The organism is Pseudomonas syringae (genome assembly GCF_001698815.1).
Classification (GTDB): Bacteria; Pseudomonadota; Gammaproteobacteria; order Pseudomonadales; family Pseudomonadaceae; genus Aquipseudomonas; species Aquipseudomonas syringae_A.
Genome location: NZ_LGSI01000056.1, coordinates 62,203 through 76,268, shown reverse-complemented (window position 1 = coordinate 76,268; position 14,066 = coordinate 62,203). Strand labels below are relative to the sequence as shown.

The window sequence follows — 14,066 nt, the reverse complement described above, 5'->3', positions numbered from 1 at the left end:
CTTTAGCCGGGAGAACGCGCTCCCGGCTAAAGCCGGTCCTACGGAATGAATTGAGCCCCATCCGCCCTTTTGCCCATCCCCGCCAGATACGGCAAACTGGCGCCCTCGTGGGCTCCGCCCCTTTTCAGCAGAAGCCGTATGACCCGCTCTCCGTTCCGCCGTCTCGTGTTCGGCACACTGCGCCGATTGTTGTATCTCTGGGTGCGCTCCGAGACCATTAATCAATCGTCTTTCACCCTCAATCTCGACCGCAGTCGACCGGTGTTCTACGCCTTGCAATCGCCTTCACTGAGCGACCTGGCGGTGATCGATACCGAATGCCGCAAGGCGGGATTGCCTCGACCAGTATTGTCGGTCTCGGTGGGCGAGCTGATCGAGCCTGCAGCCTTCTTTTACCTGACGCCGGGACCGGACTGGCTGGGCCGTCAGGACAAGAGCGGCGCGCCGCCGATGCTGGAACGTTTGATCAGCGCCGTGAGCCAGAACGCCACCGAGGATGCGCAGATCATTCCGGTCAGCGTGTTCTGGGGCCAGTCGCCGGATCGCGAATCGAGCCCGTGGAAATTATTATTTGCCGACAGCTGGGCGGTGACCGGACGGCTAAGGCGGCTGGTCAGCATCCTGATTCTGGGGCGCAAGACCCGGGTGCAGTTTTCCGCACCGATCCATCTGCGCGACCTGATCAACGAGAACAAGGGCCACGAGCTGACCCTGCGCATGACCCAGCGCCTGCTGCGCACGCATTTTCGCAACCTGAAGACCGCCGTGATCGGCCCGGACGTGTCGCACCGGCGCAATCTGGTCAAGGGGCTGTTGGACGAGCCGCTGGTCAAGCAGGCGATTCTGGATGAAGCCGAACGCGAAAAAATCCCCGTCGACAAGGCTCGCGAGCAAGCCCTGCGCTACGGCAATGAAATCGCTTCGGACTACACCTATTCGGCCATTCGTTTTCTCGAAGTGGTGCTGAGCTGGTTCTGGAACAAGATCTACGACGGCGTCAAGGTCAGCCATATCGAAGGCGTGCAGAACGTGGCGCAGGGCAATGAGATCATTTATGTGCCCTGCCACCGCAGCCATATCGATTACCTGTTGCTTTCGTATCTGCTGTTCCGCAACGGCCTGACGCCACCGCATGTCGCCGCCGGTATCAACCTGAACATGCCGGTAATCGGCGGGCTGCTGCGTCGCGGCGGCGCGTTTTTCATGCGTCGCACATTCAAGGGCAATCCGCTGTACACCTCGGTGTTCAACGAATACATGCATACCCTGTTCACCAAAGGTTTCCCGGTCGAATACTTCGTAGAGGGCGGGCGTTCACGCACCGGGCGCATGCTGCAACCCAGGACTGGCATGCTGGCGATCACCTTGCGCAGCTTCCTGCGCAACTCGCGGATGCCCATCGTGTTCGTGCCGGTGTACATCGGTTACGAGCGGGTTCTCGAAGGTCGCACGTATCTGGGCGAACTGCGTGGCGCGACCAAGAAGAAGGAATCGATTTTCGACATCTTCAAGGTGATTGGCGCGCTCAAGCAGCGCTTCGGCCAGGTGTCGGTGAACTTCGGTGAGCCGATCAAGCTCGCGGAATTTCTCGACGCGGAACAAGCCGACTGGCGCACGCAACAGCTGGGCCCGCAGTTCCGCCCGGCATGGCTGAACGAAACCACCAATCGCCTGGGCGAGCGTGTTGCCCGGCATCTGAACGAAGCCGCCGCCATCAACCCGGTAAATCTGGTGGCACTGGCCCTGCTTTCGACGCAACGACTGGCGCTGGATGATCAGGCCATGGCCCGCGTGCTCGACCTTTATCTGACATTGCTACGCCGGGTGCCTTATTCGCCGCACACCACGCTGCCCGAAGGTGACGGTCGGGCCTTGATCGAACACGTGAAAGGCATGGACCTGCTTTCGGAGCAAAAGGACGCGCTGGGCAAGATTCTGTATCTGGATGAACAGAACGCCGTCCTGATGACCTACTACCGCAACAACGTGCTGCATATTTTCGCCTTGCCATCATTGCTGGCCAGCTTCTTCCAGAGCTCGTCCCGCATGACCCGCGAACTGCTGCTGCGCTACACCCGTGCGCTCTATCCGTACCTGCAATCCGAGCTGTTCATCCGCTGGTCGCTGGAGGAGCTGGATGCGGTGGTCGATCAATGGCTGGAAGCGTTTGTCGAGCAAGGTCTGCTGCGTTTCGAAAATGACGTGTACCTGCGCCCTGCGCCGAGTTCCCGCGAGTTCGTGCTGCTGACCCTGCTGTCGCGGGCGATTGCCCAGACGTTGCAGCGCTTTTACATGGCCACCTCGCTATTGCTCAACAGCGGCCAGAACACCCTGAGCGCCGAAGAACTGGAAGATCTGTGTACGGTGATGGCGCAACGGTTGTCGATCCTGCATGGACTGAATGCGCCGGAGTTCTTCGACAAGAGCCTGTTCCGCCATTTTATCCAGACGCTGCTGGACCTGGGCGTCCTGCGCAAGGATGCCAACGGCAAGCTCAGTTACCACCCGTTGCTGGGGGAACTGGCCGAAGGCGCGGCGAAGCGTGTGCTGCCAGCGGAGATCCGCCTGTCGATCCGTCAGGTCGCCTTGCATCGCAACGAAGATGTAACCGAAGCTGACCCGGTTGAGGAAATCCGCTAAATTTCGCAATTTGGTGCCGGGTTAAAACCGGCACCAACCGATAGGGAGATCCCGATGAAAAATCTTGCACTCATCCTCATGACTGCGATGCTCGGTGCTTGCAGCACCTTTCAGTCCAACAGCCAGGCCAGCCTCGATGGCGAAGTCTTCTATCTGCAACGCATGGCCCTGCCGCCTTCGGCAACCTTGAGCGTCACCTTGCAGGACGTCTCGCGGGTTGACGCGCCTGCCGTAGTGTTGGCGCGCCAGAGCGGACCGATAAAAGGCCAGGTGCCGCTGCCCTTTCATCTGCAATACGACAGCAAGCAGATTCAACCCGGCCATCGTTACTCCGTCAGCGCGCGCATTGAGTCGGATGGCCAACTGCTGTTTATCAGCACCGATCATTACAGCGTCAAGCTGGACGGCAGCGATCAACAGCCCCTGCGCATCCGTCTGAATCCGCCGCGCTGAGTTCCTGATACCCTCACTCTCCAGCGCCGATGCCTGTTCGGCGCTGCTACCCAGATTCCCCTTGAAAAGGATGCTGCCATGCTTCGCTCCCCGTTTACCTTCGCCAGCCTGTGCGCAGGTTTGCTGCTGTCGGCCAACGTATTTGCCGCCTCCTTGAGTGATCTGTCCCAGGCAGATGCAACCGGCGGCCTCAAGGACGCGCTGACCCAAGGCGCGCAGATTGCAGTCAAGCAACTGGGCAAACCCGGTGGTTTCAGCAACAACCAGGACGTGCGCATCGAACTGCCGGGCAATCTCGGCAAGGTCGCGAAGAAGATGAAACAGTTCGGCATGGGCGCGCAGGTCGATCAGCTGGAAACCAGCATGAACCAGGCCGCTGAAGCCGCCATGCCGCAAGCCCAGACGTTGCTGGTAGATGCCGTGAAGAAGATGAGCGTTGCGGATGCCAAGGGCATTCTCAGCGGCGGCAAGGATTCAGCGACGCAGTACCTGAACAGCAGCAGCCGCGAGCAGATCCGCGCCAAGTTCCTGCCTATCGTCAAGCAAGCCACGGACAAGGTTGGCCTGGCGCAGAAGTACAACTCGTTCGCCGGGCAGGCTGCGACGCTGGGCGTTCTGGATGCGAAAAGCTCGAACATCGAGGGCTACGTGACGGAACAGGCGCTGAACGGTTTGTTCGAAATGATCGCCAAACAGGAAGAAACCATCCGCGCCAACCCGGCTGCGGCGGCGACCAGTCTGGCGAAGAAGGTATTTGGGGCGCTCTGAATCCCTGACTGTAGGAGGGGACTTGTCCCCGAATGCGATGGTCCTGACCACGGAAATCCGCAAAGTTAACGCCGCCTGAGCTACCGTCTTTCGGGGACAAGTCCCCTCCTACCGAGTTGTGTTTGGCCCGGTAGGACCGGACTTGTCCGGGAAGGCGTCGGGTCTGCGAAGGAATATCGTCTGCGTTTGCACCGGCCTGTTCGCGGACAAGTCCCCTCCTATATGACTCTATGTTTGCTGCACATAGTGTCCGGTGTGCTCAAACGGTAACTACATCTCACTGGCCTTCCTTTTTGACCCGAAACCACGCCGCATACAGCGCAGGCAGAAACAGCAAGGTCAGGGCTGTCGCGACGATCAGGCCGCCCATGATTGCCACCGCCATCGGGCCGAAGAAGACGCTGCGTGACAGCGGGATCATCGCCAGCACCGCCGCCAGCGCGGTCAGCACGATAGGTCGGAAACGCCGCACCGTGGCTTCGATAATCGCCTGCCACTGATCCAGTCCGCCGGCAATATCCTGTTCGATCTGATCCACCAGGATCACCGAGTTGCGCATGATCATCCCCGACAAGGCGATGGTGCCGAGCATCGCGACGAAGCCGAACGGCTGATTGAACACCAGCAGAAACAGCGTCACGCCGATCAGCCCCAACGGTGCGGTGAGGAACACCATGAACATCCGCGAAAAGCTGCGTAGCTGGATCATCAGCAAAGTCAGCACCACCACGATGAACAACGGCACGCCGGCCTTGACCGAGTTCTGGCCCCGCGCCGAATCCTCGACCGTACCGCCTACTTCCAGCAGATAGCCATCCGGCAATTCATCGCGCACGCCTTGCAAGGTCGGCATGATTTGCTGGACCAGCGTCGCCGGTTGCTCCTTGCCGTAGATATCGGCGCGCACCGTGACATTGGGCAGTCGGTTGCGGTGCCAGATGATGCCCTCTTCAAAGCCGTATTCCAGGGTCGCCACTTGCGACAAGGCGACACTCGCGCCGTTGTCGGTGGGCACCGCCAGACTCGCCAGCGCGCCCAGTTGCTGACGTTCGTTGGCGGTGCCGCGCAGGAGGATTTCGATCAGTTCATCGTCCTCACGGTACTGACTCACGCTGGAACCGGTGAGCGAGCTTTGCAGGAATTTCGACAGACTGGCGGTTGTTACGCCGAGCGCCCGGGCGCGGTCCTGATCGACATTGAGGTATACGACTTTGCTGGGTTCTTCCCAGTCCAGATGCACATTGGCCACATGGGGATTGTCGCGGACCTTGGCCGCCACTTTGCGCGCCAGTGCCCGTACCTCGTCAATGTGCTCGCCGCTGACCCGGAACTGCACCGGATAACCCACGGGCGGGCCGTTTTCCAGGCGCGTGACCCGCGAACGCAAAGTCGGGAACTGTTCGTTGAGGTTAGTGATCAGCCAGCTGCGCAGGGTTTCCCGGTCCTCGATGGATTTGGCCAGCACTACGAACTGGGCAAAACTCGCCGCAGGCAGTTGCTGATCCAGCGGCAGATAGAAACGCGGCGAACCGGTGCCCACGTAGGAAACATAATTGTCGATGCCGTCGTGATCTTTGAGCATCTGTTCCAGCCGCTTGACCTGATCGGCGGTGTTGCTCAACGAAGCGCCTTCGGTGAGTTTCAGATCGATCATCAGCTCAAGTCGACCCGAAGCCGGAAAGAACTGCTGGGGCACGTACTTGAACATCACCACCGACAGCACGAAGAGTCCTACCGTCAAGACGATCACTGTCTTGCGACGGCGAACGCACCAGCCGACAAGCCCCCGAACCCGCTTATAGAACGGCGTCGCATAGGGATCAAACACGCCCGCGCCGTGTTTCTCGGCATGGATTTTCGCCAGATCCGGCAGCAGTCGCTCGCCCAGATAGGGCACAAACACCACCGCCGCGACCCATGACGCGAGCAAGGCAATGGTGACCACCTGGAAGATCGAGCGGGTGTATTCGCCGGTGCTCGACTGCGCGGTGGCAATCGGCAGGAAACCCGCGGCGGTAATCAGCGTCCCGGTGAGCATCGGGAACGCGGTGCTGGTCCAGGCGAAGCTCGCCGCGCGCATCCGGTCGTAGCCCTGCTCCATCTTGATCGCCATCATTTCCACAGCAATGATCGCGTCATCCACCAGCAAGCCCAGCGCCAGCACCAACGCGCCTAGGGAAATCTTGTGCAGGCCGATTCCCAGGTAATACATGCAGGCGAAGGTCATCGCCAGGACCAGCGGAATCGCCAGCGCCACGACCATGCCAGTGCGCATGCCGAGGGAAAAGAAACTCACCAGCAAGACGATGCCCAAGGCTTCAGCCAGCACCCGGACGAACTCGCCGACGCCGGTCTTCACCGCGGCAGGCTGATCGGAGACCTTACGCAGCTCCATGCCGGCCGGGAGGTTTTTCTGGATGCGGGAAAACTCGCCTTCCAGGGCCTTGCCCAACACCAGAATGTCGCCGCCGTCCTTCATCGCCACCGCCAGACCCAGCGCATCCTCACCCATGAAGCGCATGCGCGGCGCGGGCGGGTCGTTGAAGCCGCGATGCACTTCGGCCAGATCGCTGATACGCAGCGTGCGGTCGCCGACGCGGATCGGAAACTCGCGAATTTCTTCGACAGTCTGGAAGCGTCCGCTGACCCGCAACTGCACCCGCTCGGTGGGCGTTTCAAAAAAACTGGTGGCTGCGACTGCGTTCTGCGCTTCAAGCGCTTGCTGCACAGCCGCCAGCGGCAAGCCAAGGGTGGCGAGCTTGACGTTGGACAGTTCGATCCAGATCTTCTCGTCCTGCAAACCGATCAGCTCTACCTTGCCCACGTCCTTGACCCGCTGCAGTTGCAGCTGAATACGGTCGGCGTAATCCTTGAGCACCGCGTAGTCAAAGCCCTTGCCGGTCAGCGCGTAGATATTGCCAAAGGTGGTGCCGAACTCGTCGTTGAAGAACGGCCCCTGAATACCCGGCGGCAGGTTCTGGCGGATGTCGCTGATTTTCTTGCGGATCTGGTAGAACAGTTCCGGCAGCGCGGCGGAGAACATGGAATCGCGAGTCACGAAGGTCACGGTCGATTCACCGGGTCGCGAGAATGAAACGATGCGCTCGTATTCCCCGGTTTCCATCAGTTTCTTCTCGATGCGATCAGTGACTTGCAGCGCCACTTCTTCCGCGCTGGCGCCCGGCCACATCGTACGAATCACCATGGCTTTGAAGGTGAACGGCGGATCTTCGCTCTGCCCCAGCTTGGTGTAGGAAAGAGCACCGACGACAGCCAGAACGATCATCAGGTACAGGACGATTTGCCGATTGCGCAGCGCCCATTCGGAAAGATTGAAGTGCATCCGGGCTTACTCCTTAGCCGCCAGTTTCACCGCGCGGTTCTCGCGGTCCACCGGGCGTACCTGCTCACCCTCATGCAGCACATGCACACCGGCGGCCACGATCCAGTCGCTGGCTGCCAGCCCGTCGAGCACTGGCACCGATTCCTGCCCGTAAGGCCCAAGCCTGACCACCACGCGCTTCAGCGTATTGCCGGCCTCGACACGCCAGACGTAATGCACGCCATTCTCGGACGTCACCGCCGACAGCGGCACTGCCAACGGCACGACCTGTTCGGCCTGGATGAACACCTGAGCGCTCTGCCCCAGTTCGGCGGGGATCTTGCCGCCAGCAAAGGCGATGCGCGCAGCGAAGGTGCGCGAGCGCGGATCGGCGGCCGGTGACAGCTCGCGAATCCGGCCCGGGAAACGTTGTTCGCGCTGGGTCCACAATTCCACCGCCACCGGCTGGCCGACCTTGAAACGCGAGAAGTTCTGTTCCGGCAAGCCGATCAGCACTTCACGCTCGCCATCCGCCGCCAGGGTAAATACCGTTTGCCCCGCGGCGACCACCTGGCCGACTTCCACCAGCCGCTTGGCAACCACGCCATCCTGCGGCGCGCGCAGCACGGCATAGCTGGTCTGGTTGTCAGCAACGGTCAGCTCGGCCCTGATCTGCTTGAGCCGCGCTTCGCCGGAACGGTAGAGGTTTTCTGCGTTATCGAACTGCGAACGGCTGACCATCTGCCGCTCCATCAGGGCCTTGTAGCGATCGCGTTCAGAGCGAACCAGCTGCAAGTTGGCCTCGGCCGCCGCCACCTGGGCGCGGATGGCTTCCAGTTGCAGGCGAACATCCTGTGCGTCCAGTTCGGCCAAGGGTTGATTGGCCTTGACCCGCTGCCCCTCCTCAACCCAGCGCTTGCTGACTTTGCCAGGAATGCGGAACGCCAGGTCCGGCTCGAAGCGCGCCCGGACTTCACCGGGGTAGCTGTCCATGGACTGGGATGATGGCAGCGGCTGCACCACCATTGCCGGACGCACGGAAACCGGCGCAGCGACCTCTTGGCCGCAAGCGGCGAGCAACGAAATCAGAGTGATGGGCAGCACGACCGAGAGTGCATTGCGTAACATGGTGACAACACCTTCGCAATTGAGGCTTGGAATAATTGTACTGGCGAGTATATTAAAAATTATCAAACTCACCAGTACATTATTAAAACGAATATGCCTGACACTTCATTACCGACCTCCGGCCCCGGCCGCCCCAAGGATCTGGCAAAGCGCCAGGCCATTCTCGACGCGGCAAAAAACCTGTTCGTGCGCAACGGTTACGCCAGCACCAGCATGGATGCGGTCGCCGCAGAAGCGGGCGTTTCCAAGCTCACGGTCTACAGCCATTTCACTGACAAAGAGACGTTGTTCTCCTCGGCAGTGGTAGCGCGCTGTGAAGAACAGATGCCGGAATTGTTTTTTGATCTACACAGCGAATTGCCGGTCGAGACGCTGCTACTGAACATTGCGCGCAGCTTCAACAGACTGATCAACAGCCCCGAGTCCATTGAGTTGCATCGCTTGATGGTGACGCTGGGCACCCAGGACCCGACGCTGTCGCAGATCTTCTTCGAGGCCGGACCGCAGCGCATCCTTCAGGAAATGGAGCGCTTCCTGGCGCGCCTGGAAAAGACCGGAGAGCTGCGCTTTGACTCGGCAAGGACCGCAGCCGAACACTTCCTGAGCCTGATCAAGGGCACCTGCAACTTCCGCTTGCTGGTGGGCTGCGGCGAACTGCCGGACGCCGCCAGCACCGAAAGGCATGTGCGGGATGTGGTGGGGTTGTTTATGCGGGCTTACCGGATCTGATCCCCGAAATCTTCGTAGGAGGGAATTCATTCCCGAAGAGTCCGGGACGGCCGACGCATCTCTGGCGCCCGGAATGCCGTCTTCCCGGATGAATCCGGTCCTACACAGGTCGTGTGTGCAGGCCTACCGGAGTTGATCGCCGAAATCTTCGTAGGAGGGAATTCATTCCCGAAGAGTCCGGGACAGCCGACGCATCTTCGGGGACAAGTCCCCTCCTACCGGGTTGTTTAGGGATTTTTTTGGGGGGGCCAGTTCAAAGGCGTAGTCATTCGTCCGGTTTGGCAGCGGATTTCAACGCCTTCTTCGGATAGATGTCATAACGGCTGGATTTGCCATCCAGCGCATAACTCGGTTTTGGCCCGTCGATGCACGGCGCTTTGCGCGGGCGTTTGACCACCACGCGGTGGGTCGCCAGGGCCAGCGCGGCTTCGAGCAGCGCGGGCGCGTCCATGTCGTCGCCCACCAAGGGCCGGAACAAGCGCATTTCCTTCTTCACCAGTGCGGTTTTCTCCCGGTGCGGGAACATTGGATCGAGGTAGATCACCTGCGGCGCCTCGCCTTCCCAGTTGCGAATCAGCTCGATGGAATTGCCGGTCAGCAAGCGCATCTGGCCAATGATCGACCCCACTTCGCGATCCTGCCGACCGCGCAGCAAACCGTCTTCAAGCAACGCAGCAATGATCGGCTGACGTTCGATCAGGCTCATCTCGCAACCCAGACTGGCCAGCACGAACGCGTCTTTGCCCAGCCCGGCCGTGGCGTCCAGCACCCGTGGGCGCACGCCGGGCTGAATGCCCACCGCCTTGGCGATCATCTGTCCGCTGCCGCCACCGAACAGGCGGCGATGGGCAACAGCACCTTCAACAAAGTCCACGCGCACCGGGCCCGGCGCGTCATCGCTCAACTGCTGCAGCTGCAAACCGTCCTCGGTGACTTGCAAGGCAAAATCAGCTTCGGCGTCCTGTAACGGCAAGCCCAGGCGCTGGGCCCATTGCGCTGCCTGCTCCTGTCCATTGCTTGCCAGGGCTTCGACCCGGATGCGGCTGCCCGCTGGTTGCTCACTCATTGTGTCCACACGCTCAAAAATTGTTAATGATCGACAAAAACGGCCGATAACCCAGTATCAGGCATTTTGCCAGACCCAAGACGTGTACTGATCGCTATGTCAGAGATTCAGCAAACATCCATAGGCTACTTATCCCACGCGGGTGATTTCAGCCTGCGTAATTCCCGGGCATTGGGTAGCGTTACCCAGCTCTGGTCGGATGCATTTGCCCGTGCGATGGCTGAACAGATTGGCGACACCACCGAGGTCTCGGCAGAATCCGCTGCCGTTGTCACTGATATCGCCACCGGCGAACCAATTGCCGGGGCTCGCACCCTGGGCAAGATCGTCGAACAGCGCGCCTGCCCGGTCGCCGATGTGCAGCGCAAGCCGCCTGAGCCGTTGTTCCTGCCGATTGCCGAGTTCGAACTGGACTTGCTGCCGCCACCGAACGAGCCGTTCAGCCTGAGCGAAATGATTGCCCAGCAGCGCCATCTTGAGTTCGACAGCACCTGGGTTCGCCCGACCGTGCTCAATCCTTACGACGACAGCGTCATTCCGGGCCCTGGTCCAGAGCCGCGCCCACTGCATCTGCCGATTGCCGAGTTCGAATGGGAATTGGCCGACAAGCCTGCGTTGCCGCTGGACGACGCCACCGTCGTAGCGCAACAGCGCCAGTTTGACTACGAAAATGGCTGGGCACGCCCAATCGTCCTGCAAAACCTGCGCATGGCTGCTTAACGACAAACACTCCAGCGGCCCATATCCAGATGGAAATGGTTGCGATGGGCAGCGTTGTAGTCCGGCCCCAACACCGTATTGAAGTTCTTGCAGGCGCCGTCGCGCACCTGACGCAAGAACCTGCCTTTGTCGCCAGTATCCTTCCAGTCGCCCAGCACACTGATCCGCTGGCCGTCCGCCAAGCGAAAGCCGGCAATGTCCAGAGCATTGGCCGTCGCGTGCTGGCTCAGGCGACCGTCGCTGCGGCTGTACACATTGCGGCAGGCGAAACTGCCCAGGTGATCGATCCGTGCCACTTTCTGGCCGAATACCGCCTGGGCGGCGGGTTGCAAGGTGTGGACGTCGAACAGCGCATAAGCCACCGCCAACCGGCAACTGGCGAGAAAACTGCTGCTCAACGCCACATCCCCGCCCTGCACGCGCAGGACGTTTTGCAGCGGACAGGCGGCAGACGGCTCGCTGTCGGCCTGATGACTGAAACGCAGCGACGAACTACCGAGCGCTTGATCGCACAGCTGCGGATCATTTTGCAGACGCGACAGCTTGTACGGCGTCAGGAAGTTCGGTTCGGCCTTGATGTCCAGCGGCGCCCAGGGATTCCACATGTCCGGCACCTCGATCCAGCCCCGCCACAGCGCCGCAACGGCAGCGCCACACAGCAGCACAAAGACCAGAAATACCGTCGAACCGCGCATCCTCAGGGTTTGAACAATGCGTTGAGTTGATCGAAGGGCAGCGCCTGCTCGGCATAGGTGAAGGTGCCTTGGGCGCGGATTTCTTCGGCGGCGCGATACAGCCCGCCGAACGCCGCACGCGCCAGGGATGAACCGACGCTGATGCGCCGCACCCCGCACTCGCTGAGTTGCTGGACGCTGAGGTTCACGCCATTCAAGCCCATCAACACGTTCACCGGGCGCGGCGCCACAGCCTGCACCACCGCGATGACTTGCTCACGGGTGCGCAGGCCCGGCGCGTACAGCACGTCGGCCCCGGCATCGGCGTAGGCTTCAAGCCGCCGCAGTGTGTCAGCGAAATCCATCCGGCCATTGAGAAGATTTTCCGCACGCGCAGTCAGCAGGAACGGAAACGGCAAACTGCGGGCCGCTGCGACGGCGGCTCTGACCCGTTCGACGGCCAGGTCAAACGCATAGATCGGATCGTCAGGATTGCCGCTGGCGTCTTCGATCGAGCCGCCGACAATACCGGTTTGCGCGGCTTTGAGCAGAGTTTCGGCGCAGCCTTCGGGGCTGTCGGCAAAACAGTTTTCCAGGTCGGCGGCCACGGGCAGATCGGTCGCGGCAACAATGGCGCGGATGTTTTCCAAGGCTTCATCGCGGCTGATCGCGCCTTCGGCATCGGCGCGGCCCAAGGCAAAGGCCAAGCCTGCGCTGGTGGTTGCCAGGCATTCGAAGCCCATGGATGCCAGCAACTTCGCGGAACCTGCGTCCCACGGATTAGGGATCACAAAAGCGCTGTCGCGCTCGTGCATGGCTTGGAAGGTCTGGGCGCGTAGCAATTGACGGGCATCCATGGGCGAGTCCTGCTCAGGTCATTGGTGTGGGCTGCTATAAGCCCACAACTTCAGACCTCAGAGCAAGCCCAGTTGCTCCACGGGAGGTGCGCGATCCAGTTCCGGCAAGCTTGGCAAACCTGGCAGGCGGATCATTAACAGTTGATGAAAGCGCTGGGCCAGCAGCGGGGCCTGGATATTGTCCGGAGTGTGCAGGAACACGTAAGGCGTGCGCCCTTCTTCGATCCAGCCTGCGACTTTTTCGACCCACTGCTGCAGAAACGAGTCGTTCGCCTCCAGCAAAGGATGACCAATGAAGCGCACTTGGGGAAATTGAGTCAGAGCCGCCGGTCGAGGTGGCACCTTGGGCTTTTTCGACTGCGCATGCAGCACAGCAGGGTCCGTGGACACGCAGCTGAACAGTGGCCGCGAGTCTAGGCAAATGCGCTCCACGCCGCGATCCAGCAGCAGGCGATTGAGCATGCGCTCGTCTTCGCCCTTGTCGAAAAAGGCGTGGTTGCGCACTTCCACGGCGAGCGGGCATTGCAGCTCATCGATGAAGGTGGCCAGTTCACCCAGCCGCAGCGGAGTGAAGCTTGCCGCGAGCTGCAGCCAGAGCGGCGCAACGCGCTGGCCCAGCGGCGCCATCAGCCGGATGAAATCCTCTGCGGCATGCAATTGCAGGCGCAAATCGCCGTTATGGCTGATGTCGCCGGGGAATTTGGCGGTAAAACGAAAGTGCTCCGGCAAGACTTCGGCCCAGCGCTGAACTGTTTCAGGCTTGGGACGCGCATAGAACGTGGTGTTGCCTTCTACGGCGTTGAAAACCTGCGAGTACAGGCCGAGCATTTCATTGGGACGGGCATCTTCGGGATACAAAAAATCACGCCAGGCGTTTTCACTCCAGGACGGGCAACCAAGGAAATACAGGCGCGGATTTTTCAAACGAGCGGCGTTCAAACGTGAAGATCGAGGCCCGAGACTTCAAGATCCCAATCGACAAAACTCGCGGTGGTCAGATAACTGGCCAGGGCATTGGCAACGCGGCTGCTCATGGAGCGCGGGAAGATGATGTCTTGCGGACGGGCGGGAACGTTGGCGGTGGAGCTTGCTTGCGCGCCGGCGCCCGACTTTGCAGCGTTTTGTGCAGGCTTTTGCGGAACCTCAATGTCGTCGTCCACTTCTTCGAAGGTACCCTCCACAGTCGCAGGGGCCTTTTGCGGCCTGCGCTTGATGGGGGTGGAGCGATGTGAGGGTCCGTCTATGCGCATGTGTGCGTACTCGGCATCTTATAGTGGCAATTTAACGTCACGGACAGGCACTTAGCAAATGTCCGAACGATAACTAGACCACACATTTCCCAAAAGGTTGACGCCGGTAGGCTGTTTGAGGAATTTAGGCGATGAAAGGTGTAAGTAACGCCGGTTTGGAGCGAACTTGTTCGCGAAGTATTTCCAGACACCAACGATGTAGCGCCTGGACCGGCCTCTTCGGGGACAAGTCCCCTCCTACCGAGTTAGGTATCGTTCGGTAGGACCGGACTTGTCCGGGAAGGCGTCGGGGCTACCGAGGAAGATCTTCAGCGTTTGCACCGGCCTCTTCGGGACAAGTCCCCTCCTACCGAGTTATGTATCGTTCGGTAGGACCGGACTTGTCCGGGAAGGCGTCGGTTCTGCCGAGGAAGATCTTTAGCGTTTGCACCGGCCTCTTCGGGGACAAGTCTTCTCCTA

Annotated in this window: 12 protein-coding genes; 5 read left to right on the top strand and 7 right to left on the bottom strand. The window is 60.5% G+C overall.

The annotated features are described in order from the left end of the window. Positions 1-138 precede the first annotated feature (138 nt). The 3 genes from plsB (at position 139) to AFK24_RS19510 (ending at position 3,861) form a co-directional block, all read left to right on the top strand. The gene (gene plsB / locus AFK24_RS19520; RefSeq protein ID WP_065834793.1) at positions 139-2,640 is read left to right on the top strand and encodes a glycerol-3-phosphate 1-O-acyltransferase PlsB; all 2,502 of its coding nucleotides are present in this window, start codon (positions 139-141) and stop codon (positions 2,638-2,640) included. 54 nt (positions 2,641-2,694) lie between these two features. Next, positions 2,695-3,093 (top strand): YbaY family lipoprotein, encoded by a 399-nt coding sequence (locus AFK24_RS19515; RefSeq protein ID WP_065834792.1) that lies wholly within the window; start codon positions 2,695-2,697, stop codon positions 3,091-3,093. Between the two features lie 78 nt (positions 3,094-3,171). After that, complete coding sequence (locus AFK24_RS19510) at positions 3,172-3,861, top strand: DUF4197 domain-containing protein (protein ID WP_065834791.1); 690 nt, start codon at positions 3,172-3,174, stop codon at positions 3,859-3,861. Between the two features lie 277 nt (positions 3,862-4,138). On the opposite strand, the gene AFK24_RS19505 is transcribed toward AFK24_RS19510, so the two are convergent. Together AFK24_RS19505 and AFK24_RS19500 are read right to left on the bottom strand one after the other, a co-directional pair. Beyond that, the gene (locus tag AFK24_RS19505; RefSeq protein ID WP_065834790.1) at positions 4,139-7,204 is read right to left on the bottom strand and encodes an efflux RND transporter permease subunit; all 3,066 of its coding nucleotides are present in this window, start codon (positions 7,202-7,204) and stop codon (positions 4,139-4,141) included. Positions 7,205-7,210: 6 nt separating this feature from the next. Next, complete coding sequence (locus AFK24_RS19500) at positions 7,211-8,311, bottom strand: efflux RND transporter periplasmic adaptor subunit (protein ID WP_065834789.1); 1,101 nt, start codon at positions 8,309-8,311, stop codon at positions 7,211-7,213. Positions 8,312-8,404: 93 nt separating this feature from the next. On the opposite strand from AFK24_RS19500, the gene AFK24_RS19495 reads away from it, so the two are divergent. Beyond that, complete coding sequence (locus tag AFK24_RS19495; RefSeq protein WP_065834788.1) at positions 8,405-9,040, top strand: TetR/AcrR family transcriptional regulator; 636 nt, start codon at positions 8,405-8,407, stop codon at positions 9,038-9,040. Between the two features lie 265 nt (positions 9,041-9,305). On the opposite strand, the gene AFK24_RS19490 is transcribed toward AFK24_RS19495, so the two are convergent. Further along, positions 9,306-10,106, bottom strand: coding sequence for a class I SAM-dependent methyltransferase (locus AFK24_RS19490; protein WP_065834787.1), 801 nt, complete (start codon positions 10,104-10,106; stop codon positions 9,306-9,308). 96 nt (positions 10,107-10,202) lie between these two features. Here AFK24_RS19490 and AFK24_RS19485 point away from each other — a divergent pair, with 96 nt between their 5' ends. Beyond that, positions 10,203-10,826, top strand: a complete 624-nt coding sequence (locus AFK24_RS19485; protein WP_065834786.1) for an energy transducer TonB — start codon at positions 10,203-10,205, stop codon at positions 10,824-10,826. Here AFK24_RS19485 and AFK24_RS19480 read toward each other — a convergent pair. From AFK24_RS19480 to AFK24_RS19465, 4 genes are read right to left on the bottom strand one after another with little or no spacing between them, the layout of a single operon-like run. After that, complete coding sequence (locus AFK24_RS19480; RefSeq protein WP_065834785.1) at positions 10,823-11,521, bottom strand: extensin family protein; 699 nt, start codon at positions 11,519-11,521, stop codon at positions 10,823-10,825. The genes AFK24_RS19485 and AFK24_RS19480 overlap by 4 nt on opposite strands. 2 nt (positions 11,522-11,523) lie before the next feature. After that, positions 11,524-12,357 carry an isocitrate lyase/PEP mutase family protein gene (locus AFK24_RS19475; protein WP_065834784.1) on the bottom strand — a complete coding sequence of 278 codons (834 nt, stop codon included), beginning with the start codon at positions 12,355-12,357 and terminating at the stop codon, positions 11,524-11,526. A gap of 57 nt (positions 12,358-12,414) precedes the next feature. Beyond that, a complete protein-coding gene (locus AFK24_RS19470; RefSeq protein WP_430962169.1) occupies positions 12,415-13,296 on the bottom strand; it encodes a DUF72 domain-containing protein in 882 nt (293 codons plus the stop codon). After that, positions 13,293-13,607 (bottom strand): hypothetical protein, encoded by a 315-nt coding sequence (locus AFK24_RS19465; protein WP_065834783.1) that lies wholly within the window; start codon positions 13,605-13,607, stop codon positions 13,293-13,295. The genes AFK24_RS19470 and AFK24_RS19465 overlap by 4 nt, the downstream gene beginning before the upstream one ends. Positions 13,608-14,066 lie beyond the last annotated feature (459 nt).

Bases quoted from the DNA above. Each gene is read 5' to 3' on its own strand.
- AFK24_RS19465 (WP_065834783.1), bottom strand. From the start codon at position 13,607: ATGCGCATAGACGGACCCTCACATCGCTCCACCCCCATCAAGCGCAGG.
- AFK24_RS19485 (WP_065834786.1), top strand. From the start codon at position 10,203: ATGTCAGAGATTCAGCAAACATCCATAGGCTACTTATCCCACGCGGGT.
- AFK24_RS19500 (WP_065834789.1), bottom strand. From the start codon at position 8,311: ATGTTACGCAATGCACTCTCGGTCGTGCTGCCCATCACTCTGATTTCG.
- AFK24_RS19495 (WP_065834788.1), top strand. From the start codon at position 8,405: ATGCCTGACACTTCATTACCGACCTCCGGCCCCGGCCGCCCCAAGGAT.
- AFK24_RS19480 (WP_065834785.1), bottom strand. From the start codon at position 11,521: ATGCGCGGTTCGACGGTATTTCTGGTCTTTGTGCTGCTGTGTGGCGCT.
- AFK24_RS19490 (WP_065834787.1), bottom strand. From the start codon at position 10,106: ATGAGTGAGCAACCAGCGGGCAGCCGCATCCGGGTCGAAGCCCTGGCA.
- AFK24_RS19515 (WP_065834792.1), top strand. From the start codon at position 2,695: ATGAAAAATCTTGCACTCATCCTCATGACTGCGATGCTCGGTGCTTGC.
- AFK24_RS19475 (WP_065834784.1), bottom strand. From the start codon at position 12,357: ATGGATGCCCGTCAATTGCTACGCGCCCAGACCTTCCAAGCCATGCAC.
- AFK24_RS19505 (WP_065834790.1), bottom strand. From the start codon at position 7,204: ATGCACTTCAATCTTTCCGAATGGGCGCTGCGCAATCGGCAAATCGTC.
- AFK24_RS19510 (WP_065834791.1), top strand. From the start codon at position 3,172: ATGCTTCGCTCCCCGTTTACCTTCGCCAGCCTGTGCGCAGGTTTGCTG.
- plsB (WP_065834793.1), top strand. From the start codon at position 139: ATGACCCGCTCTCCGTTCCGCCGTCTCGTGTTCGGCACACTGCGCCGA.